At 38.7% G+C, this 20,822-nt stretch carries 20 protein-coding genes, 2 tRNA genes and 1 pseudogene; 2 read left to right on the top strand and 21 right to left on the bottom strand.

What is annotated here, in order from left to right; genetic code table 11:
- Positions 1-59: 59 nt before the first annotated feature.
- From abc-f to ACFX40_RS12190, 6 genes are all read right to left on the bottom strand, one after another.
- Entirely contained in the window at positions 60-1,688 is a 1,629-nt protein-coding gene (gene abc-f, locus ACFX40_RS12215) for a ribosomal protection-like ABC-F family protein (RefSeq protein ID WP_377255045.1), read from the bottom strand.
- A gap of 369 nt (positions 1,689-2,057) precedes the next feature.
- On the bottom strand, positions 2,058-3,380 hold the full coding sequence (gene melA, locus ACFX40_RS12210; RefSeq protein ID WP_098578638.1) for an alpha-glucosidase/alpha-galactosidase: 1,323 nt from the start codon (positions 3,378-3,380) through the stop codon (positions 2,058-2,060).
- 26 nt (positions 3,381-3,406) lie between these two features.
- Positions 3,407-4,237 (bottom strand): carbohydrate ABC transporter permease, encoded by an 831-nt coding sequence (locus ACFX40_RS12205; RefSeq protein WP_060746623.1) that lies wholly within the window; start codon positions 4,235-4,237, stop codon positions 3,407-3,409.
- Positions 4,237-5,169 carry a carbohydrate ABC transporter permease gene (locus ACFX40_RS12200; protein ID WP_013083531.1) on the bottom strand — a complete coding sequence of 311 codons (933 nt, stop codon included), beginning with the start codon at positions 5,167-5,169 and terminating at the stop codon, positions 4,237-4,239. The genes ACFX40_RS12205 and ACFX40_RS12200 overlap by 1 nt, the downstream gene beginning before the upstream one ends.
- A gap of 89 nt (positions 5,170-5,258) precedes the next feature.
- Entirely contained in the window at positions 5,259-6,518 is a 1,260-nt protein-coding gene (locus ACFX40_RS12195) for an ABC transporter substrate-binding protein (protein WP_252123359.1), read from the bottom strand.
- A 311-nt stretch (positions 6,519-6,829) separates the two neighbouring features.
- Positions 6,830-7,864, bottom strand: coding sequence for a LacI family DNA-binding transcriptional regulator (locus ACFX40_RS12190; RefSeq protein ID WP_098659297.1), 1,035 nt, complete (start codon positions 7,862-7,864; stop codon positions 6,830-6,832).
- 334 nt (positions 7,865-8,198) lie between these two features.
- Here ACFX40_RS12190 and ACFX40_RS12185 point away from each other — a divergent pair, with 334 nt between their 5' ends.
- Positions 8,199-8,954 carry a hypothetical protein gene (locus ACFX40_RS12185; protein ID WP_377255041.1) on the top strand — a complete coding sequence of 252 codons (756 nt, stop codon included), beginning with the start codon at positions 8,199-8,201 and terminating at the stop codon, positions 8,952-8,954.
- A gap of 9 nt (positions 8,955-8,963) precedes the next feature.
- Here the strand turns inward: ACFX40_RS12185 and ACFX40_RS12180 are convergent, their stop codons facing one another.
- The 7 genes and pseudogenes from ACFX40_RS12180 to ACFX40_RS12150 all read right to left on the bottom strand — a co-directional run bounded on the left by ACFX40_RS12180 (position 8,964) and on the right by ACFX40_RS12150 (position 15,420).
- A complete protein-coding gene (locus ACFX40_RS12180) occupies positions 8,964-9,179 on the bottom strand; it encodes a DUF3951 domain-containing protein (RefSeq protein ID WP_323618950.1) in 216 nt (71 codons plus the stop codon).
- A 76-nt stretch (positions 9,180-9,255) separates the two neighbouring features.
- Positions 9,256-9,711 (bottom strand): GNAT family N-acetyltransferase, encoded by a 456-nt coding sequence (locus ACFX40_RS12175; RefSeq protein ID WP_377255038.1) that lies wholly within the window; start codon positions 9,709-9,711, stop codon positions 9,256-9,258.
- A gap of 19 nt (positions 9,712-9,730) precedes the next feature.
- A pseudogene (locus tag ACFX40_RS12170) lies at positions 9,731-10,402 on the bottom strand (HAD family hydrolase).
- A 144-nt stretch (positions 10,403-10,546) separates the two neighbouring features.
- Complete coding sequence (locus tag ACFX40_RS12165) at positions 10,547-11,440, bottom strand: alpha/beta fold hydrolase (RefSeq protein WP_377255695.1); 894 nt, start codon at positions 11,438-11,440, stop codon at positions 10,547-10,549.
- A gap of 325 nt (positions 11,441-11,765) precedes the next feature.
- Complete coding sequence (locus ACFX40_RS12160) at positions 11,766-12,902, bottom strand: glycerate kinase (RefSeq protein ID WP_377255036.1); 1,137 nt, start codon at positions 12,900-12,902, stop codon at positions 11,766-11,768.
- A 22-nt stretch (positions 12,903-12,924) separates the two neighbouring features.
- Positions 12,925-14,193: a GntP family permease gene (locus ACFX40_RS12155; RefSeq protein WP_116515962.1), complete on the bottom strand. Its 1,269-nt coding sequence runs from the start codon at positions 14,191-14,193 to the stop codon at positions 12,925-12,927.
- Between the two features lie 126 nt (positions 14,194-14,319).
- On the bottom strand, positions 14,320-15,420 hold the full coding sequence (locus ACFX40_RS12150; protein WP_377255033.1) for a sugar diacid recognition domain-containing protein: 1,101 nt from the start codon (positions 15,418-15,420) through the stop codon (positions 14,320-14,322).
- A 158-nt stretch (positions 15,421-15,578) separates the two neighbouring features.
- Between ACFX40_RS12150 and ACFX40_RS12145 the strand changes: the two genes are divergently transcribed.
- Positions 15,579-16,763: an iron-containing alcohol dehydrogenase gene (locus ACFX40_RS12145; protein ID WP_335708055.1), complete on the top strand. Its 1,185-nt coding sequence runs from the start codon at positions 15,579-15,581 to the stop codon at positions 16,761-16,763.
- A gap of 32 nt (positions 16,764-16,795) precedes the next feature.
- Here the strand turns inward: ACFX40_RS12145 and ACFX40_RS12140 are convergent, their stop codons facing one another.
- The 8 genes from ACFX40_RS12140 to ACFX40_RS12105 form a co-directional block, all read right to left on the bottom strand.
- On the bottom strand, positions 16,796-17,143 hold the full coding sequence (locus tag ACFX40_RS12140; RefSeq protein ID WP_028408161.1) for a DUF805 domain-containing protein: 348 nt from the start codon (positions 17,141-17,143) through the stop codon (positions 16,796-16,798).
- 160 nt (positions 17,144-17,303) lie between these two features.
- Positions 17,304-18,305, bottom strand: coding sequence for a DUF3231 family protein (locus ACFX40_RS12135; protein ID WP_225049797.1), 1,002 nt, complete (start codon positions 18,303-18,305; stop codon positions 17,304-17,306).
- Between the two features lie 254 nt (positions 18,306-18,559).
- The gene (locus tag ACFX40_RS12130) at positions 18,560-18,838 is read right to left on the bottom strand and encodes a hypothetical protein (RefSeq protein WP_028408159.1); all 279 of its coding nucleotides are present in this window, start codon (positions 18,836-18,838) and stop codon (positions 18,560-18,562) included.
- A gap of 463 nt (positions 18,839-19,301) precedes the next feature.
- Positions 19,302-19,712: a hypothetical protein gene (locus ACFX40_RS12125; protein ID WP_050690599.1), complete on the bottom strand. Its 411-nt coding sequence runs from the start codon at positions 19,710-19,712 to the stop codon at positions 19,302-19,304.
- Between the two features lie 108 nt (positions 19,713-19,820).
- Complete coding sequence (locus ACFX40_RS12120) at positions 19,821-20,027, bottom strand: hypothetical protein (RefSeq protein WP_016766132.1); 207 nt, start codon at positions 20,025-20,027, stop codon at positions 19,821-19,823.
- 48 nt (positions 20,028-20,075) lie between these two features.
- A complete protein-coding gene (locus tag ACFX40_RS12115) occupies positions 20,076-20,423 on the bottom strand; it encodes a hypothetical protein (RefSeq protein WP_025753676.1) in 348 nt (115 codons plus the stop codon).
- A gap of 211 nt (positions 20,424-20,634) precedes the next feature.
- Positions 20,635-20,706, bottom strand: a tRNA-Glu gene (locus ACFX40_RS12110).
- Positions 20,707-20,745: 39 nt separating this feature from the next.
- Positions 20,746-20,822: transfer RNA gene (locus ACFX40_RS12105), tRNA-Ile, on the bottom strand.

Here is a 20,822-nt window from a genome sequence, read left to right as displayed (position 1 = left end):
CTTCAATACGCTTTTGATGTTCAGTAACATCATTGAATTCATTGTTAGGTGAAGTGATATTATCCTTCCTTTCTATTTAATCGTTTTCTTTCTTCTAACAGCTCTTCATATCTTTTTTCAAGCCGCTGCTTGTCTTTTCCTTCTGGCGTGATAGAAAGCTCGCTAATCACTTTTGTTAATTCTAATTGAAGCGCAAGTTTCTCCGCTTCATTTTGCTGCTGTGACGCTTTTTTGCTTTTATCCGTGTCTTCAATCGCCGCAAGCTCCGCTTTGGACTGTTTTAACGTCAAAACATGCGTCGCAAGCTTTTTAACAAAATAGCGGTCGTGCGTCACAAATAAAATCGTCCCTGGATAAGCTTTTAACACTTCTTGAAGCGCTTCTTTTGTATGAAGATCAAGATAGTTGGTCGGTTCATCTAAAAGAAGAACGTTATAGTTTCCTAAAAAGACTTTTGCTAATGCCGTTTTGACTCGTTCTCCTCCGCTTAGCATCTCTACTTTTTTATACACGTCTTCACGTTTAAAAAGTAAGCGTGATAGTACCGTACGAATAAACTGTTCAGTGTACGGACTGTCTTCTTTAATGTTTTCTAAAATGCTTTTAGCGGGATCTAGATTTTCAAGGCGCTGATGGAAAAAGCCGAGTTTTACAGGCTTCGCAACCGTGATGCCTTCTGTTCGCTGCTCAATCATATTCAGCAGCGTAGATTTTCCGGCGCCGTTTTTGCCGACAATCGCTACTTTCGCTCCTGGCTTCACAACGCCTTTTAGGTTTTGAAACAACATATGATTACCAGCTGATGCTGATACTTTGTCAAAGCTCAGTACCTGCTTGCTGTGCACTTGGTGAAACTGCGATAGGTCAAAATGAATTTCTTCCATTTCTTTTGGCTTTTCTTTTTTCTCCAGCTTTTCAATTCTTGTTTCAATCGCTTTTGCGCTTCTGTCTAGCTTCGCTTTTTGTTTTCCGACCGCTCGCTTATGAAGTCTCGCTTCAGAATTGCCCATGCGGCTCGGCGCTTTTTTAAGCGACTTTGATTTTTGGCTTTTTTCTTCAGACGCCAGTTCGAGCCGCTGCTTTTCTTTTACATACTGTTCATATTCAAACTGCTGTCTTTCAACCGCATGTTTTTTTTGCGTCACATATTCTTGATAATTGCCTTCATAGCAGTGAATTTTGCCGCCTTCTACTTCCCAAATAGACGTACAAAGGCGGTTTAATAATTCTCGGTCATGTGAAATCAGCAGCAGACTGCCTGTAAAAGACTTCATTTCTTCTTCAAATTTCTCTACGCCTTTTACATCTAAGTGGCTCGTTGGCTCATCGGCTGCAAGCAGTTCCGCGCCGGATGAAAGAGCAGCTGCAATTTTCTTTCTTGTTTCTTCTCCTCCGCTAAGAAAGTCCGCTTCAGTTGGCACACTCCACTGACTTTTCATCTCCGGAGAAACGTCTCCTGTAGGTTGAACATCAAGCTGCGGAATCAGTGAGGAACGGCCATATGTTTGCACAATCCCTTGATCTGGACTCATTTTTTTCATTAAAATATGAACCAACGTCGATTTGCCTTCTCCGTTTTTCCCCACAATTCCAATTCGCTCTCCGCGATGTACTTGAAGTTTCTCTGCTTGAAACAGCAGGCGATCTCCATAGCTTTTTTCAATATTTATAGCTTCTAACAATAACATAAAAAAACCTCCCTAGGATTTCTAGAGAGGATTAGAGGTCATAATTAGGCATACGCAAATATGCACCCTTTTATAGAGTAAAAAAAGGGAGAAATCACTTCATATAAGACATATAGAAATGGCACCTAAAAATGTACAGACTAATCCTATCTAGACAAATGTTCATTTAAAATAAAGTTTTAAAAGAATGTCTAAAAAATAGGATTAATTATCCATTGTCTACGGTACCTTTCCTTTCTTAGTATAAAATGACTTGCCTCTTACAGTGTATGACGAACATTTTTAAATGTCAATATCGATTGGGATGATATTCCCTTCTTTTCCTAAGCATAAAAGATCCTCAGCTGATCTCAGCCGAGGATTCTTTTATTACACGTATTGATTCACTTTCCCTGTAAAATCAGGCAGCCACTCGCCGTGGGCTTCAATTAAATCATCGCACATACGAATGATGTCATCCATAGATAATTCCGCATTTGTATGAGGATCTAGCATCGCTGCTTGATAGATGTGCTCTCTTTTTCTAGTGACTGCTGCTTCAATTGTTAGCAATTGCGTATTAATATTCGTACGATTTAACGCCGCAAGCTGCTCAGGTAAGTCTCCTACATAAGTCGGCATAATGCCGCTTCGGTCTACAACACATGGAACTTCTACGCACGCTTTTGTCGGCAGGTTACTAATTAAGCCTCCGGTATTTAATACGTTACCGGCAAATTTAAACGGCACGTTTGTCTCCATTGCTTCAATGATTCTAGAGCCGTATTCATGTGAACGTGTATGAGTTAACTGACTGTTGTTAACCATTTCTTCTCTCATTGATTCCCAATTGCTGATTTGCTCTTCGCATCGGCGCGGATATTCATCAAGAGGGATGTTAAACTGATCAACAAGATTTGGATATTTATGTTTAATAAAGTATGGATGATACTCTGCGTTATGCTCAGACGATTCGGTAATATAATAACCGAACTTATCCATTAGCTCAAAACGCACCATGTCGTGATGCTTTGTTCTTTGCTTTTCTTTTGCCAGACGCTTAATTTCTGGATATAAATCTTGTCCATCTCTTTTTACTTCTAGCAGCCATGCCATATGGTTAATGCCTGCGATTTTCTCTTGTATCCCTTCATGATCCATTCCGAGAGAGTCAAACAAATCTTTTGTACATACTTGAACACTGTGACAAAGGCCTACCGTCTTTACATCTGTATAGCGCAACATTGCACCCGTTAGTGTTGCCATTGGATTGGTGTAATTTAAAAACAGCGCATCCGGACATACTTCTTCAATATCTTTTGCAAAATCAAACAGGACCGGAATCGTGCGCAGTGATCTGAAGATTCCTCCAATTCCTACTGTATCTCCAATTGTCTGACGCAAGCCGTATTTTTTAGGAATTTCAAAATCAATGACGGTGCTTGGTTTGTAACCGCCTACTTGAATGGCGTTAATCACATACTTTGCTCCTGTTAAAGCTTCTCTGCGGTTCAAATAGGCTTTAACCGTAATATTCACTTTATAGTTTTCTTTTAGATTGTTTAGCATATTTTCCGAATCTCTTAAACGCTCAGCATCTATATCGTATAGCGCAAATTCAAAGCCAGCTAAAGCAGGCACAAACATGCAGTCTCCTAAAATATTTTTTGCAAAAACTGTACTTCCCGCTCCGATAAATGTGATTTTAGACATTTTCATCTTCCTTCCTCATATTGGTTTTATCCTTTTACAGATCCTGATGAAAGCCCTGCAATAAAGTATTTTTGTAGCACTAAAAATAAAATGGTCATTGGAAGCATCGCAATAATCGCAGCTGCTCCTACTAAGCTAAGATTATTTTGATTTTCGGCAAAAAAGCTTGCTAACGTAACGGTTAATGTATGCATTTCCTTATCTTGAAGGAAGAAAATTGCAAACTGATAGTCGTTCCAAATGTAGACGCTTGCAATAATTAAAATAGACGCAGTGACAGGCTTTAGCAGTGGAAATACGATTTTAAAGAAAATCGTTAACGTGCCGGCCCCATCAATTCTTGCTGCTTCCTCGAGCTCTTTAGAAATAGTGGAGCGAATGAAACCCGCATACAAAAAGATCGTTAGCGGCAAAAATGCTGCGACATTATTTAAAATAGCAATTTGGTACGTGTTCATCATCCCCATATTCACAACCATTTTGTACAGCGGAACTAACGCTGTTAAAGGCGGTATTACCATCACGGCGATAAAGATAAAATAGACGTACTTATTTAGTTTCGTTTGGCGGCGCGCTAGAGGATACGCAGCCATTGATCCTAAAAAAATAAGCAGAACCGCCGAAACGAACGTAATGATAAACGTATTCATAAAAGAACTGCCTAAATTCGCTTGCTCCCAAGCCGTTATGAAATTTTCAAGGTGTATGCTTTTTGGAAATACCCATTTGGAACTAAAATCCCCGGTTGCTTTTAAAGAAGTCGTAACAAGAATATAAAAAGGGACAATATGAACGAGCGTTATACAAAGAGCTAGAAAGGTAAAAAATCGTTTTTTCCGTTTATTTGTATAGTCCATCACGCTTCTGTCTCCTTTCGTTTAAAGTAAACAAGTGCTGATAAGCTAATGACTAAGATAATGAGCGCCATGCACACACCTTGAGTTGCAGCATAGCCGGCGTCCTGCCTTCTAAAATATAAGTCATACATAAAAGTAGACATTGACTGCGATGCATCTCCAGGCCCTCCTCCTGTCAGCGCAACAATGACGTCAAACAGCTTTAAACCTCCGATAATATTTAAAACGACGTTAATTGTAATCGAAGGCATAAGCAATGGAAGCGTGATATTTTTAAACTGCTGAAGAGCCGATGCTCCGTCAAGCTGCGCTGCCTCGTAATAATCTTTTGAAATACTTTGCAGCCCCGCTAAATAAATAATCATCGCAATTCCAACGAATTGATACGTATTGACGAACACGATAATCCAAGAGTTAAGCTCTGGAGTTCCCAAAGCATTAATCTTCTCAAAACCTAAAAATACAAGAAGGTCATTTAAAGCGCCTCCTTGGTAGGCAAAAAAGAAGTACCAGATATACCCCATAATAATTGGGCTGATAATAACCGGAAGGTAGACAATTGTTCTTGTTACAGCTTTCATTTTAATGCTTTGATTCAGAAGCAAAGCGTATAACAAGCCAATAATGTTTTGGAAAATTGTACTGCCTATTCCATAGAGCAGCGTATTTTTTATCACAAGCCAAGTCGTTGGATCTGCAAGCAAACGTTTATACTGCTGGAGCCCAATCCAATCATATGTTTGTGAAAATCCATTCCAATTAGTAAAGGAAAGTCTAATTCCGTTAATAAAAGGATAGATAATAAAAACGGTGATAATTACTAAGCCGGGAAGGTACATCCACCATAAAGAGGACTCTGTTTTTAATTTTTTCTTTCGTTTTTTCGTATCTCTTACTACAGAAACCGGCTCTTTCCTGACTAATTCATTCATCGTGTTCACTCCTATTTCAGCTTGTGTTGAAAAGAAGCAGAAGCCTATCTCCCTGCTTCTTAGCGAACAAGGAACTTTTGCACACTATTTTATTGTTTACTCAGACGCTTGTACTCTTTTTCCATCTCTTTTGATAATTGCTTTGGCGTTAAACCTCCCGCTAGCAATTCTTGACCTGTAGAAGACATCACTGCCCACATGCCGCTCGGTAAATACTTTCGGTCGAAGTATGGCTCAACTTTAATATCGCTATACTTATCGTAGTATTCAGAGTAGTAGTTTTGTGTTTTATTGTTTGTCAGAGCCGATGCTGAAGACGTTCCTTCGGCAATCTTTTTGGCAACTTCCGGCTGTGACACAAATTCAATAAATTTCTTAGCTTCTTTAAGGTGCTTAGAATCTTTCCACGCAGCAAGGGTAAAGCGCTCTCCGCCGATCCAGCTTTGCGTACCGCCTTTATGAATAGCAGGCACCGGTACTGTTCCTACTTTTACTTCAGGATTTAATTCTGTTGCATCCGGTCCAAGAGATCCGCCCACAAATGTGAAAGCAATTTTATTTTGAGCCATTAATTCCGTTGCTTGAGATACTTTTGCGGTTAATACATCTTCATTCAGCAGCCCTTTCTTCTTCATTTCTGCCATTGTTTCTGCTAGCGGCGTGTAGTTTGACCAATTAAATGTTCCTTTTTCCAACTGCTTAGCGTAGTTCTTATTTCTTGCTGTAATAAGCTGAGGTGTAGCCAGCTGATCAAACACTTGAGCAATATTGCCATTTTCCCCTCCTGGGATCCATAGAGGCGCTATTTCTCCTTTGCTCTTCTTTTTTACTGCTTCTAATGCTGTTATAAATTCATCCATTGTGTTAGGAGGCTTTATTCCGTATTTTTCTAACAGCGTCGCATTATAGCTAATTCCGTCTTTTGCTTGATTTAAAGGATACGCATACACTTTGCCGCTTTTATCTTTTAAAATTTGATTTAGCGCCGGATCCAAATGCTGAACCCAATCCATATCTTTTAAATCTGCTACATACTCCCCGTAGCGAAGCTGAGACCAGCCGTGCGTATCAAATAAATCGGGCATATCATTTGCACCCATTTTCACACGAAGCATATCTTCATAGCCGTTACCCGGAAAATTCGCATCAATTTTAATATCTGGATTTTGTTTTTCAAATTCTGCAATCGCATTTTGGAGCGCTTTTCTCTCGCCTTTATTACTCATCGTAGAAAAAAGTGTTAGCGTCGTTTTCCCATTTCCGCCTGTTGCCGCTTCTTTATTTCCGCAGCCCGCTGCCACAACAGAAAAGACTAGTAATAGAACGAAAAGATACGTAAGCTTTTTCATTTATCTTTTTTCCTCCTTATACTCTATCAAGACATAAATAACTGAATATTCAGTTATTTACACATAGACAAATTCATTGCACAACGAAATAAAGTCACTTATAATTTAATCCTATACTTTTACAAAGGTTCAAAAAGTCCTAGAGATGAAAAAGCTTTTTCATTTACATACTTATCTGCCAATAAGTATGTAGTTTCTAGGGCTTTTTAACCTGCTTTTTCTATGGTTTTTTCTATTTTTCTTCCCCCTTATCACTCTTTATGTATAAATTCTTCTTTTCTATCACCCCCTTTCAAGTTATAACTTTTAGGTTACTGCTTCTTGAGCAAAGCTCCGCAGCTTTCACGGTAAATTAATTTAGTCGGCACCATGACTTTTAAAGGAACGGACCTGCCGCTTAATCGATCTATTAGCATTTTAACAGCCTGCCTTCCCATTTCTTCAGTATATACTTTAACCGTTGTGAGCGGCGTGCTCGCAAATGCTGCGATATCCACATCATCAAAGCTTACAATCGCTACGTCTTCAGGAACCTTTATATTTGATTGCTGCAGGGCACGCATTGCTCCTATTGCCATTGCATCACTTGCGATAAAAAATGCCTCAGGAAGATTTCCTTGCTTAATCGCTTGTCCCATCAGCTCATATCCTTCATTCATTGAATATTCGCCCACATAAACTTTCTCAGAATCGAGCAGGCCTTTTTCATGCATAACGCGTTCAAAAACCGTTTGACGCTGATCTTCAATAATAGAACTTCCATTGATATAATGTTCTCTTTCTGTCCCTCCGATATAGCCAATTCTTTTATAACCGAGGTCAAATAAATGATTTAATGCGTGTTTAGTAGCTTTCTCAAAATCAATCATGACCGAATCGTACAAATCCTCATCCGCTTTGTGATTAATAAAAACAATAGTATCTAAATGATTGCTCACTTCTTGAACCGTTTCTGGACTAACTCTTCCCACTACAATCACTCCATCAAGATCCTGCAGCAGCTCTTCTTGCTTCATACCTTTTAGTCTAAATGACTTTACTGTAAAAATTTCTTTTTCTGCGCATTCACTCTCTATTCCATGGCGAATAGAAGAGAAAAAAGGGTCTACTAGCTCTTCTTCAAGGGATTGAGCAAAAATAATACCTATTTGAGGAGCTTCTATATCCTTTCCGTTTGCCGTTCCTTTTCGTATCTTCACGGGCGTATATTGCAGCTCCTTGGCTGCATGCAGAATGCGTTCACGAGTAACCTCAGATACAGAAAGCGTATGATCATTATTTAGTACTCTTGATACGGTTGAACTGGAAACCTTAGCGTACGCCGCTATATCTTTTAAAGTTGCCATCTTTTTACCTCTCTATTATAATCTTCTATTTTTACTAAATATTTATCTCTTATATTGGAAGAATAGCACATTAATAAAACGCTTTCAATAAATAATTTTAAAATTTCAGTAAATTCATTAAAATATTCTCCAAAATTCTTCATTTCTTTTGTTAGTTTCGCCGTTTAAATGACAAAAAAGACGCTATTACTACTTTGTTTTTATCACACTGCACTAAAACTTAAGTAAACTTTTAGTAAATATTAATTTTCATAAGAATTTGTTCATATTTGATATAAAACGATTTTGTTGGGGAAAATAAAAGAAGAAATAATGATAAAGAAAGAGAGAGCCTATGATTAGCCAACATTCTTATTTTCAACAATGTCTGCATGCCATTCAACAATTGCATAATATGAATTTTACGAAAGAACAGCTGTTGCAAAAAGACTTTTTAATCGCTCAAGAACGTGAATTAAACATGTACTACTCGCCCCATAACGATTACATAAATCCAGACGCTCATATTGTCATTGCCGGCATCACACCAGGCTGGTTTCAAATGAAAACCGCTTTTACACAATGCGTTTCCAGCCTGTCTCATCATCATCCGCTTGAACAAGTCCTGTACGAAACAAAAAAAGCCGCTAGCTTTAGCGGAACGATGAGAGTCAATTTAATAGACATGTTAGATCGATGCGGAATTGCAAAAGTCATGGGCATTAACGGTGCCGCTGAGCTATTTGCTTCACAGCGAGATTTACTGCATACAACGTCCGTATTAAAGTATCCTGTGTTTTACAAAGGAAAAAACTATACAGGTCATCAGCCCTCAATTGAACGCTCAGCGCTTCTTTCTCGCTATGCTTTTGAAGTGTTTCCACAGGAATTGAACGAAATAAAGAATCCATGTTTAATTGTTCCGCTAGGAAAAGCGGTTGAAAATGTTTTGAGAAAACTTTCAAGTGAATCTTCGTTTTCTCGGCATACGTATTTATTTGGCTTTCCTCATCCATCCGGAGCAAACGGACATCGAAAACGGATATTTGAAGAACACCTAGATGAATTCACGGAAATTGTGGAGGGGTGGGCTGTAAACAGAAGGAGTTGAAAACGACCTTTAGCTCTTTCTGTTTACAACATCTCCTTCTTTTTCTTCTAGTTCTCGTTCATTTTGCTCTTCATGAAACTCTTCTTCTGTTTGTGCAGCAAGATAGTCAAACGGCGTATAGTAATTACGAGGAAGCTTTCGCTGCCACACCGTTTTAATCATAATAATCATCAACGGAATACTCACCGTTAAAATAGCGGCTAAAACTAGTAGCGAAAAAATCATAAATTATTTCCTCCTGCTTTATAAACCGTTCCTCCTGAAATAACAAAGCGGATATACTACACCCATTCACTTATATTCAATCTACATTTACTGTCATCAGTATACGAGATTCATGAGTAACAAAACCGTTCTTTTCAAAAAAACGTTCTGGTTTACCTTGGCCTCTTTCAGTAGACACATAGACTTCTTTCACTTCTTTTTGTATAAGTAACTCGTTAAGGAAAGATAAAAGACTCGTTCCTATGCCAGTTTGCTGAGTGCTGCTTAACACACAAATTTCATTTATATAAAACGTCTTATAATTCGCCCACTGTTCTTCATTTCCTACTATAAATCCTATGAGTTTATTATTTTCACTGTGGAAGTAACCTACTCCTATGTAACCTGGAGTTTTACTGATATCGTATAAACGAACATAAGCAGTGTTTATACTCCAAGGCTCATTCCACGGTGACCCACTAAAAACATTTGTATAGATGATTGCTGCTTCTTTAAGATCTTCATCAGTCAATAGACGAACTTCGGTTTTCATCATGTTTCTCCTTTTCACATCAGTTCTCTTGAAACTCATTAATTACATTCAACAGCTCTTTTAGATCCTCTATTACATATGAATCTGTAAAATTCCCGTCAAAGAAAGCGTCTTTCTTTCATACAGCATGCATGCCCGCCCCTCTTGCACCAAGCACATCATTTTCTGGATGATCCCCGATATATACACTTTCTTCAGCCGACACATCAAGCGCTTTTAATGCTCGCAAAAAGATATCTTTATGCGGCTTTTTAATGCCTTCTTGTTCGGAAACAAGTATGGTATCAAAATAGTGATCAATTCCAAGCGCTCTAATATTCATCCACTGAAAGTCCGTAAAACCATTTGTGATCATGCCTAGCAACAGCCCTTTTTTCTTTAGCTCTTTTAGTACACCCTCCATATGTAAAAACGGAACGCAGTGAGCTGGAAAATAGTGAAGGTAATCATCTAGCATCCCTTCCCATGTTAGATTCGAAAGGTCATATTCGTTCAAAAGCTGCTGATATACTTTATCTTTCCATACGTAGCCTTTTTGATCTAACTCAATAAATCTAGATGTGTACTCTTGCTTCGGTATGAGTGCTAGTTCTTCACTATATCTCTCGTACTGATCTTGAATAAAAAGCTTCAGTGAACTGTCTCGATCTAATAATGTCCCATCTAAATCAAAAATGACGGCTTTAATCATGTTTTTCCTCCTCTATATGTAAATCAATTTAACGATTGGTTAATTATAACATTTACGACTGTAAAACTAATAAACCATATTTAATTCTTTCCTGTAAAAGAAAAAGGAGACCTACGGTTCGGGGCTCCTTTTCTTGGATACACTTTATTTTTTTATACTTGAATTAATAGATGTATCTATAAAATCATTTACATATTTGCTCATTTCTCTGTACTTCGTCCAGTGTAAATAGTGATGACCTTGTAAAACGACTAGTTTTTGCGATGATACGTGACTTAATTGGTTTTGATAAAACGTAATATTCGATTTTCCTTCTTTTTCTTCTTTATCTATTTTTCTAGTAAAAATCATTACGGGCATTTTTGAAGGAAACGACATATCGAGAGTTTTATTTATATTGTTGTTCAGTTCTTTTGCTTCATCAATGACGTTTTTGTTGTAGCCTTTCCAGCTGGAAATTGCTTTTGTCATTTTTAAATTTTTTGTTGTATACGTTCCTTCTTCGGCTAGCGGTAGATACTGATTAGGACTAGTAAGCAGGGCTAAGCGAGCAAGTCCACTTGGCGCTAAAACACTCATCAAACTTGGTATATTCGGCGCTTCTTCTTTAAAATAATCCAGCGCTTTTGGCAACGTAGGGTCTATTCCAATAATTGCTTCTACTTCATCTGGATATTTATTTGCATAATACATGCTGTAAACGCCAGAAACTGAGTGTGGCATTAATATATACGGACCTTTTATATCCGATTTTTGCAAAGCTTCTCTCATTTCACTTACACTATTTTCTATGGTACGTTTTTTATTCGTAATGTCACTCCATCCGTATCCAAATGGTTCTACTACCACAACTTTATTATCCTTCGACAGTTCATTTACTAACGGTTCAAAATCCAGTGCAGGTGCAGTCGTTCCCAAGCCGCTTAGTAGTACAATCGTATTTTCCCCTTTACCTTTTGTATATACATGAATATCTCTGCCATTAACCTCTACTAATTGACCAATAGGCGGATACTTTTTCTTTTCCACTGCCGTCATTACTTGATTCGTTACAATCCATATGATGCATATCCCCAATATAGCTACTATCACGTTTCTTAAAATTCTCAAGAACCTAAACTTTTTTTCCACGTTAACCTCTCCTTTCCATAAGTAGTAGTTAATAAGCCGACGAGAATGCTAGAGAATTTTTGGAACTGCTTACTTACTATGACGCTTCAGAAAACGTTTAGTTCTATTTCCTATATAAAATTTAAAAGAATGATAGCAGCTTACTTTAGCACTAAACGAAAAAAAGGCCTCTTCTCATGAAAGAGACCTTTTACTATTTATTAAAAAGAGAACAATAAAAACTGTAACTTCTTCACTTGATGCCTAAGCGTATAACTGACGCTACGTTTTTAGCGGTTCTTTCAATGTTTTCACCCGCTTTTTCCAGCGCTTCTGATAGATCGACCGCTCCGGGCACGACGCTAAATAACGCAGAAATACCGTGTTCATATACAGCTTCGCTTCCCGTTCCAATGCTCCCTGCTATCGCTATCACGGGAACGCTATGCTTTTTTGCTGTTTTCGCTACGCCCATGGGGGTTTTTCCGTAAATGGTTTGACCATCTATTCTTCCTTCACCGGTAATAACAAGATCAGCATCTTTAATATAGCTTTCTAGCTGAGTTGCCTCAATGACAATGTCTACACCTGGCTTTAACTCCGCAGATAAAAATGCCAGCAGGCCGCCTCCTAGTCCTCCTGCCGCTCCGGCACCAGGAACACTTTGGATATGAATATTCATTTCTTTTTCAATAACCGCTGCGTAATGAGCTAGATTACGGTCAAGCCGTTTGACCATATCCGGAGTTGCGCCTTTTTGAGGACCAAATACAGCGGATGCTCCGGTTTCACCTGTTAAAGGATTGTCTACATCGCACGCCACTTCTACTTTGACTTCAGCAAGCCGGGAATCCAAGTTTGTAAGATCGATAGAAGCTAACTGATCTAGGCTGCCGCCTCCTTCTTTTATTTCTGCTCCGTTAGCATCAAGAAGTTTTGCGCCTAAAGCTTTTGCCATACCGGCTCCTCCATCATTTGTAGCACTTCCTCCGATGCCAATAATGATATGCTTCACTTTGTGATCTAACGCTTTAAGAATGAGCTCGCCAGTTCCTCGCGTTGTTGTGATAAGCGGGTTTCGTCTATCGACCGGAACATGATGAAGGCCTGAAGCGGCTGCCATTTCAATAACAGCCGTTTTGCCGTCTCCAAGAATTCCATAAAAAGCTTCCACCTCTTTATCTAAAGGTCCGGTTACTTTAGCTTGTATGATTTGTCCGCCCGTCGCGTCCACAAGCGACTGAACGGTTCCTTCTCCACCGTCTGCCATAGGTACTTTACTAATCTCCGCGTTGGGAAAATGAGCTTTTATTCCTTTTTCAACCGCTTCACAAACGTTAAGAGCCGTTAAGCTTTCTTTAAATGAATCAGGTGCAATCACAATTTTCATGCGTAAACACTCCTTTTTATTTTTAGCCATATAGCTTTAATACACCAAATATAAGCGTGGATACAATTGCCATAATGAGTCCAATAAGCGATTCGTATGGTATTAATTTTAAGCGTTCTTTTATTTTCATATTTACACTTCCGCCCGTTGCGTGAAAAAAGCTTCCGTGCGGAAGGTGATCAAGTACGGTCGCTCCGGCATGAACCATAGCAGCTCCGGCTAAAGCAGAAACGCCTAGCTCTAAAATTGTAGATCCAAAAACTTGGCTTGCGACTGCTGTTCCTGCCGTTGTCGAAGCGGTTGCCGCTGACATAAAAATACCTGAAACCGGTGCTAAAACGTAAGCTGGCAACCCAATAGCAGACAAGGCGTGAATAATAACGTCTTTTAGCTGGGAGTTAGCAATGATTCCTGCTAATGTCCCCGTTCCGAGAAGCATAATGGCTACACCTGACATTTTCCCTAATCCAGAAATAGCATATGTATTAAGCTGTTTTCCTTTTTTCATCACAATGGCACCAACAATTCCTCCTGCAGGAAGCGCAACCATTGGATCAATATTAAGATCAAAAAGCGGTCGCAGCGCCAGCAGCACGATGGTAACAATGGGTGCTATGATGGCTGTTAAAAAGAGCGGCAAGCTGCTTGCATCCACTGTATCTATTTCTTCAGCTTGAACCATTGTTCCTTTTTTCACTAATCGTTTGGCTACTAGATAAGTGGCCGCTACGCCAAATACAGCGGGAATGATTCCTGCAGCCATCACGGATGTAAGCGGAATATTAAATGCATCCGAAGCAGCAATAGCGTTAGGATTAGGAGACATTAAATTTCCTGCCTTTCCTCCTCCAATCATCGCTAATAAAATAGCAGGCTTTGACATACCCGTACGTTTAGCAATGGCTAAAGCAATAGGCGCCACTGTGATGACAGCCACATCAACAAACACACCTACTGTCGTAAGAATGAGTGTGGCTAGCGCTAGAGCTAAAAGCGCTTTTGTTTCCCCTAGTTTTTTTACAATGGTTTCTGCTATAACCGCTGCAGCACCTGATTCTATTAATACCCCGGCCAATATACCGGCTGCAAGAATCCGCAGTACTGCCGGAATAATGCCTTGTGCGCCTTCAATCATTAAATTAACGGTATCAGCGATGTTAACTCCGCCAATCAGTCCTCCAATTAAAGCTCCGGCTATCATTCCGTATGCGGGAGCCACTTTCTTTAAGATTAATATAATAGCAATTACTAATGCACAAATAGCGCCTAATGCGCTTACTTGAACGTCCATAAAGCATCCCCTTTCTTATTTCTCCTGTCCCTAACGTTAATTGTAAGCGCTATCTTATATTCTTTCATTAGTCACTTCAACAGAAAAAGACCTCACTATCGCAAGATCTTTTATGCACGTGCACAATTATGAAATTTTAGATAGCAATAGCGCTACATACAGTTCAAGAAGGTCTTTGACTTTTCTTGGATCTTTTCCCGTAATGCTTTGAATTCTATCTAGACGGTAACTTAGCGTATTTCGATGTATAAAAAGCTTTTTAGCTGCTGTGCTTCCTTCGCCATTTTCTTCTATGTAGACCGTTAACGTTTCGATAAGTTCTTTTTTCTTATCGTATTCCTTCAGCTTTTCATAGTGATGCAACAGATCATGATTTTCTTGAAAACCGGCGCTTTGGCGTAACAGCACGGGAATTTGATAATCCGAATAGCAGTAGAAAACAGCTTCTGGGTGAAGCTTAGAACCGACGGCAAGCGTATCTTTTGCCTGCTGATAAGATACACGAAGACCTTTAAAGTCAGGTTGAACAGATCCTGCCGCTAACTTACACACCATTCCAGACGCCCAAAGCTGTTTTTCCAGCTGTTCCGCATAGCTGCTAGGGCTGCCTGCTTCTGTAGATTTTAATATGACCACTCCGTCTGGAAGCATAGCGTATAGGTCATTATTAGCTATGTATTTCTTTACAAGCTTCATAACTTCATGGCGATTGTCCGCTGTAACAATCAGTGCCACTCGTGGAAGGTATAAGTTAATATCAAAGCGATTCGCCCGGTCAAAAAATAAAGAGTCAAACGAATCTTCTTGCTGAAGAAGCTGATGAACTACCTCTTCTTTTAATCGTTCATCCCACTGAATTTCCTCTATTAAAATCATTTCTTGAAAAATCATTTCAGCCGCCATGCGCACAAGCTCTCCGTAATTACGAATCTGTTCTGGCAGTCCTGTCAATCCCACGACTCCAACAATTTCCCCGTTAAAGAAAATAGGCAAATTCACGCCCGGTTTGGCCCCGCGCAGCGAGTCAGCCTGCTGTTGAGTAATTTCGTAGGAACTGCCGTTTTTTAATACCATCAACGCTCCTTCGTGGATTTGATTCATTCGCTTTTTGTCACCCGAACCAATAATGACTCCTTTTTCGTTCATCACGTTAATGTTGCAATCAATAATCTCCATCGTTCTACACACAATTTTCTGAGCTAATTCTTTTGTTACGTATCTCAACATTTCCCCATCCTTTGCCTCTGTGAAGTAAAGCTCAATTTTTTCGTGACAGCTAATTTGTATTCAATGAAAAATTTGCGATACTTCATTATAATATACGTAGAAGCAAAACCACATCTTTGAAACCGCCAACAAAACAGTGCCTATAGGAGGATAAAAGAATGACTGTGTCAAAACTAGTTTTTACCCCTCTTAGCTATACAGGATGGGGATCACTTCAGCAACTGCTTCCGGAAGTAAAAAAATATCACCCTGCTCATATTTTAATTGTCACAGATCCCGTGTTAAAAGACATTGGACTTGTGGATAAAGTGAGTTCTCCCCTCATTAAAAATGGATACGAAGTAGATGTATATGCAGATACGGCACCAGAGCCGCCTTTAGCACTCGGTGAAAAACTCGTATCCTACGCAAAAAGCCGAAAATTTGATTTAGTCATTGGCGTTGGCGGCGGCAGCGCATTAGATTTAGCAAAACTTACGGCCGTTTTAGCCGTTCACGACGGAGCTGTAGAAGAATACTTGAACTTAACTGGTACAAAACAAATTTCAAAAAAAGGTCTTCCTAAAATTTTAATTCCCACAACTTCCGGCACGGGCTCAGAAGTAACGAATATTTCTGTGCTGTCTCTTGAAAGCACAAAAGATGTTGTGACCCACGACTACTTGCTTGCGGACGCGGCGATTGTAGATCCCGAGCTTACGCTGAGCGTGCCTCCTAAAGTAACGGCGGCTACAGGGGTTGATGCATTAACTCATGCCGTTGAAGCTTATATATCAGTAAATGCAAATCCAGCAACAGACGCCTTAGCACTAAAGGCTATACGCATGATCGGCTCTTCTTTACGAACAGCTGTAGAAAATGGCAAAGATAAAGAAGCGCGAACTCAGATGAGCTACGGAAGCTATTTAGCGGGACTTGCTTTTTTTAACGCTGGTGTTGCCGGTGTTCATGCACTTGCCTATCCGTTAGGTGGACAGTTTCATATTTCTCACGGTGAATCAAACGCCGTATTGCTTCCATATGTGATGGGTTACATACGCAGCAGCTGTGTGGAAAAGATGCGAGATATTTTTGAAGCACTAGGCGGAAACGCTAACTCTTTATCAACAGAAGAAGCTTCTTATCAGTGTGTAAAACAGCTGCAGTCACTTGTCAAAGACGTAGGCATTCCTCAAACCCTTCGCGGATTTGATATTCCAGAAAGTGCCCTTCAAAAGCTGACAGAAGATGGCGTCCAGCAAAAACGAATTCTCGCTCGCAGTCCTTTGCCTCTTCATGAAAAAGACATACGAGCTATTTACCAATCGGCGTATGATGGTGCTATAGTAGAACCTGTGCACTAAAGAACTCCCCCTTGTGTAAGGGGGAGTTCTATTTATGCTGCTTTAGCCGTTGTACCAAAACGGTTCTCTTTAGGGTCACTAGGCTGACAGAATAAAACAATTAGCCAAATACCGCCAATGAGTGGAACTAATGTAATGAGCTGCCACCATCCGCTTTTTCCCGTATCGTGGAGTCTTCTTGCTCCTACCGCTAACGAAGGGACTGCAATCAATAGCGAGTAGATTACCGGCAGAAAAAGAGGCTTATCAATAAAGAACTGAATGAAAGAAAGAATAAATGAAATAACAAAGTTGACCAATACAAACATCCAGTATTCAGTTCGGCTTGCTCTGCCAGAAAACGTCCCGTAATTTTTCAACACTTTTATGTACCACTTCATATGCAACAACCTCCTTTTTTAGTATAAAATTGTAAATTTATAGTTTATATATCCTTTTTATTCAAAAAACAAACCGTTAAACGAACAAATAACGACATTTTTTATGCAAAAGAAAAAACTTCTTTCAAAAAAAGAAGTTTTCGTAATGTATTATGCTTTTCTATTTAATCAAATCATTTCGGTCTTCCATACTTGGCGGTTCTTCAAGCCATCCGTTTTTAGCCATGATTTTCCCCCCGTCTTGCCCGTATGTTAAAATGTCTTTGGCGGTACTGACAAGAGTAAGAGGAAGATCTCCACGCAAACTAAACGCAGTGCCTAAAGCGTTGCTTCCTAGCCCGAAACTGCAGAATAAACTCACGCAGTACATCATTAGTTTATCTGAAAAGGGTGCTACTTTTGACTCGGTCGCTTTCGCTCCCCACGTCGCAGGCGTCTGAATATCGCTTTCCAAAAGAATTTTACTATAATCACTTACAATTTTTTTAGCCAGCTCTTTTCCTTTTACAAAGTACTTCTTCACTTCAGGCTCACTTGCTACTTGAGCGAACCCTGTGATCATTTGCATGCCAAAAATGTTGCTTTCAATTGCGTAATAAATATGTGCTACCTCTACAGTATTTAATGCCCGTTTACTCGAAAATAAATGGATTCCATTCATGTAATCTGTGCCTTCAGCAAACTTCGCTTTTTTAGGTACGGAAACAGCTGGAGGCCTTGGAAGCACGTTTTTTTCCTGAAGATAATCTACACATTTGTCATAGCCACTTTGCGTGAAAGCGGTAAGCTCTTTATATAGAGAGATCATGTCTTTTCTGTAGGACATGGTTAAATGAAGCGTATGTAGCCCCATACTAATTTCTTTTAAAAGGCGAAGAAACATAATATCAAACATCTTATCATAGAGCTTAGGAACGCCTATATTTACATCTTTTTCTGTATATCCTACTGGTATGGAAGCCCCTTCATTCTGTAAAATTGTTTTGATATCTTCAATGTAGTTCACCACTTGCCTATGCGTATCCTGCATAATTTTCTTTGCCCCGTCATCTTCTGCCTGTGCAATAAAATATTCCAAAATTCTTTGGGTCATTGTTTTTTGCTGATAGGTCATCCAAAGAGTAGCAATTTCACTTGAACTTAACGGTATTTCTTGACTCATGCACTAAACCTCCTGCTAGGGATACATACGTAAATCTTCATTTATTCAAGAGTGGGTATCTGTAATGAAGACTTTATTCTAAACCTTAACATTCGCCCCGCAGTCAGATACACAACTCTGTCTCTTCCTCAATTAATTCTGCTTCATTTACTATGCACAAATTGGAAGAATTCTATGTATTTACCCTCGCTTTTAAATGGCGGAAACAAAAAAAGCCCCCTCTCATTAAAGGCGCTTTTTCAAAGAAAACGTTTTTATTCCATCGTATCAGAAATTCTTTTGTAGCTTCCGCATTTTTTTAGATATTGAATAATATCTTGATCTTTTACACGCTGAATAGCTGATCCGAACAGTTCTGCTGCTACCTGCATGCGTTCATGTTTATGTTCAATGGTCATAATATATCGAAGCGCATCCACAACCGGTGCATTGTGACGTGTACGACGAGTTATGTACTCGTGAATGGCTTCATTTAACCCTTCCGATTCCGCTTGTTGAAACTCAGGTTTTCTTACTACTTGACTATATACCACTTTTTGACACTCCTTCTCCTCATTTTTAATCATTTTTATCTTTCTTTTATTTCCATTTCCCTAACAAAAAGGAAACAAAACATGCAATGTTAACTTTTTTTTAGAGTTTTCTAGCAGATGCATTTAAAAGAACATAGGTTTGATCCTTATAAGGAAACTATGATATATTTTTTGTCTACACAGACTATACACAGTAAGGAATGAGGTATTTAGATATGAATAAAGCTGAATTTATTGATGCTACAAAGGCTCCAGCCTTTAAGCCAGGAAAAGAATTTAAAGAAGCTGTTAAATAAAGAATCTAATGCTGGGTATAAAGTAAAACAAGCAGGCTCTTAATAAGTAAGAATCTGCTTGTTCTGTTCTATATAAAGACTATTTCAGTAAGTTATTTTATTTTTTCTAAACAGATACATGTCTAGCAGCATATTAACAAGCAATAGATTAAGCTACTATATTTATTTTAATATACAGTTGAGCTAGATAGAATATCTTTATGAAAGCGTACTGTTTCAGAACTATAAGTAGTCATATTTAGTACACTTTTTATGGAATATGAGATGAGGATACCCCCATCTTCCATTGTACTCACCCAATAAGGATGAAAGGGTATTAAAAAATAAAATCGCTTATCAAGTTTTTCTAAAACAAATGGTTCGGTAACATTTTTAGTTTCTAAATTACCAACAGAGACATCAATTTTATCACCTATTCTCATCCCACCATAACCCTCTATACAAATTTCAATAAATCCAGTTTCTTGAAGTAATTCTAATTCAACTTCTCCGACGTAATCATATCTTTCTAGTATGTTCGTTCCATTTTTAATTGATTGACGTACGAAATCCCCGTCATAATAAAAAACAAATGGCAATTCTAAATCTTTTGAGTCAATAAGATTTTGTATGGTGATAGTACCAACTCCTTTATACCAACTCGTTTATTATTATAACATTATTAAAAAAACACCCTGAAAGGATGTTTAATAGTTAGCTTGTAAAGCTTCACTCTTTTTCTTTAGTTTTTGACTTTCTTCTTCTAACTCAATAATTTTATTTTGGAGCTCTGTATTATCAAAGTCTTGTTCTAACTCTTCAGATAGCTTTATTCGCTGTTTATGAATTTCAATTCGTTGTTTAGCAATCGCTTCTACTTCTTTGTTTAATTGTAATTGTTCATATGGATTCATATAAATTCCTCCCTTACTTTCACTTTCAACACAAGAAGACAGATTCCTTTAAAATAAAGTCCAGTGAGTGTTCCCTATAAACATGCTAATGGCCCCAAACGCACTAGCAATAAAACTAAAATTCCACACAGTACGCATCCAAACTGCTAAAGAACCATATGTCTTTTTAAAGGCTACTTCACGCATAAAGATGAGATAAAGAACTGTAAACCCATATACACCAAATGCTACCCATTGAAAAGTTTCTTGAATTTGTGGAACTATTAGAACAACTGCTACTAAAGCTACGGTGAAAATGAGGTTCACAATCATAAAGAAGCTGACGAAACGCATCCACTTAAAGCCCTTTTCGTCTAGTTCCGCAGCACCTTGGTTTTTTCGCTTTAATTCCTCCATTATTCATTACCCCTAGTATTCAGTTTTATCCATTATAGCACGTTATCCTAGTGTTATTCTTAAAGTACTAGTATCGTTATGTTCAAATTTCAGAGATTAGACTCAAAAATTTTGAAGTTTTCATATTAGAATTTTATACAGTCTCAATCAAAATCTGTAGTTATCTAACATAAATAAAAGAGCAGTTTGCAAATGCAAACTGCTCTTTCGATGACCCGTACGGGATTCGAACCCGTGTTACCGCCGTGAAAGGGCGGTGTCTTAACCACTTGACCAACGGGCCGTGATTGTTTTTTAAGTTTAACTTAACTGTTTGTTATACTGGTGGGCCTAAGTGGACTCGAACCACCGACCTCACGCTTATCAGGCGTGCGCTCTAACCAGCTGAGCTATAGGCCC

The organism is Priestia sp. YIM B13552 (assembly GCF_042787775.1).
In the GTDB taxonomy this organism is placed as follows: domain Bacteria; phylum Bacillota; class Bacilli; order Bacillales; family Bacillaceae_H; genus Priestia; species Priestia megaterium_E.
The sequence above is the reverse complement of the archived record's forward strand: the minus strand, read 5'-3'. Positions and strand labels throughout refer to the sequence as shown.

What these genes read in the sequence shown, in the direction of transcription:
- abc-f (WP_377255045.1), bottom strand. Translation starts at nt 1,688, where the DNA reads ATGTTATTGTTAGAAGCTATAAATATTGAAAAAAGCTATGGAGATCGC.
- melA (WP_098578638.1), bottom strand. Translation starts at nt 3,380, where the DNA reads ATGTCTAAAATCACATTTATCGGAGCGGGAAGTACAGTTTTTGCAAAA.
- ACFX40_RS12205 (WP_060746623.1), bottom strand. Translation starts at nt 4,237, where the DNA reads ATGGACTATACAAATAAACGGAAAAAACGATTTTTTACCTTTCTAGCT.
- ACFX40_RS12200 (WP_013083531.1), bottom strand. Translation starts at nt 5,169, where the DNA reads ATGAATGAATTAGTCAGGAAAGAGCCGGTTTCTGTAGTAAGAGATACG.
- ACFX40_RS12195 (WP_252123359.1), bottom strand. Translation starts at nt 6,518, where the DNA reads ATGAAAAAGCTTACGTATCTTTTCGTTCTATTACTAGTCTTTTCTGTT.
- ACFX40_RS12190 (WP_098659297.1), bottom strand. Translation starts at nt 7,864, where the DNA reads ATGGCAACTTTAAAAGATATAGCGGCGTACGCTAAGGTTTCCAGTTCA.
- ACFX40_RS12185 (WP_377255041.1), top strand. Translation starts at nt 8,199, where the DNA reads ATGATTAGCCAACATTCTTATTTTCAACAATGTCTGCATGCCATTCAA.
- ACFX40_RS12180 (WP_323618950.1), bottom strand. Translation starts at nt 9,179, where the DNA reads ATGATTTTTTCGCTACTAGTTTTAGCCGCTATTTTAACGGTGAGTATT.
- ACFX40_RS12175 (WP_377255038.1), bottom strand. Translation starts at nt 9,711, where the DNA reads ATGAAAACCGAAGTTCGTCTATTGACTGATGAAGATCTTAAAGAAGCA.
- ACFX40_RS12165 (WP_377255695.1), bottom strand. Translation starts at nt 11,440, where the DNA reads ATGACGGCAGTGGAAAAGAAAAAGTATCCGCCTATTGGTCAATTAGTA.
- ACFX40_RS12160 (WP_377255036.1), bottom strand. Translation starts at nt 12,902, where the DNA reads ATGAAAATTGTGATTGCACCTGATTCATTTAAAGAAAGCTTAACGGCT.
- ACFX40_RS12155 (WP_116515962.1), bottom strand. Translation starts at nt 14,193, where the DNA reads ATGGACGTTCAAGTAAGCGCATTAGGCGCTATTTGTGCATTAGTAATT.
- ACFX40_RS12150 (WP_377255033.1), bottom strand. Translation starts at nt 15,420, where the DNA reads ATGTTGAGATACGTAACAAAAGAATTAGCTCAGAAAATTGTGTGTAGA.
- ACFX40_RS12145 (WP_335708055.1), top strand. Translation starts at nt 15,579, where the DNA reads ATGACTGTGTCAAAACTAGTTTTTACCCCTCTTAGCTATACAGGATGG.
- ACFX40_RS12140 (WP_028408161.1), bottom strand. Translation starts at nt 17,143, where the DNA reads ATGAAGTGGTACATAAAAGTGTTGAAAAATTACGGGACGTTTTCTGGC.
- ACFX40_RS12135 (WP_225049797.1), bottom strand. Translation starts at nt 18,305, where the DNA reads ATGAGTCAAGAAATACCGTTAAGTTCAAGTGAAATTGCTACTCTTTGG.
- ACFX40_RS12120 (WP_016766132.1), bottom strand. Translation starts at nt 20,027, where the DNA reads ATGAATCCATATGAACAATTACAATTAAACAAAGAAGTAGAAGCGATT.
- ACFX40_RS12115 (WP_025753676.1), bottom strand. Translation starts at nt 20,423, where the DNA reads ATGGAGGAATTAAAGCGAAAAAACCAAGGTGCTGCGGAACTAGACGAA.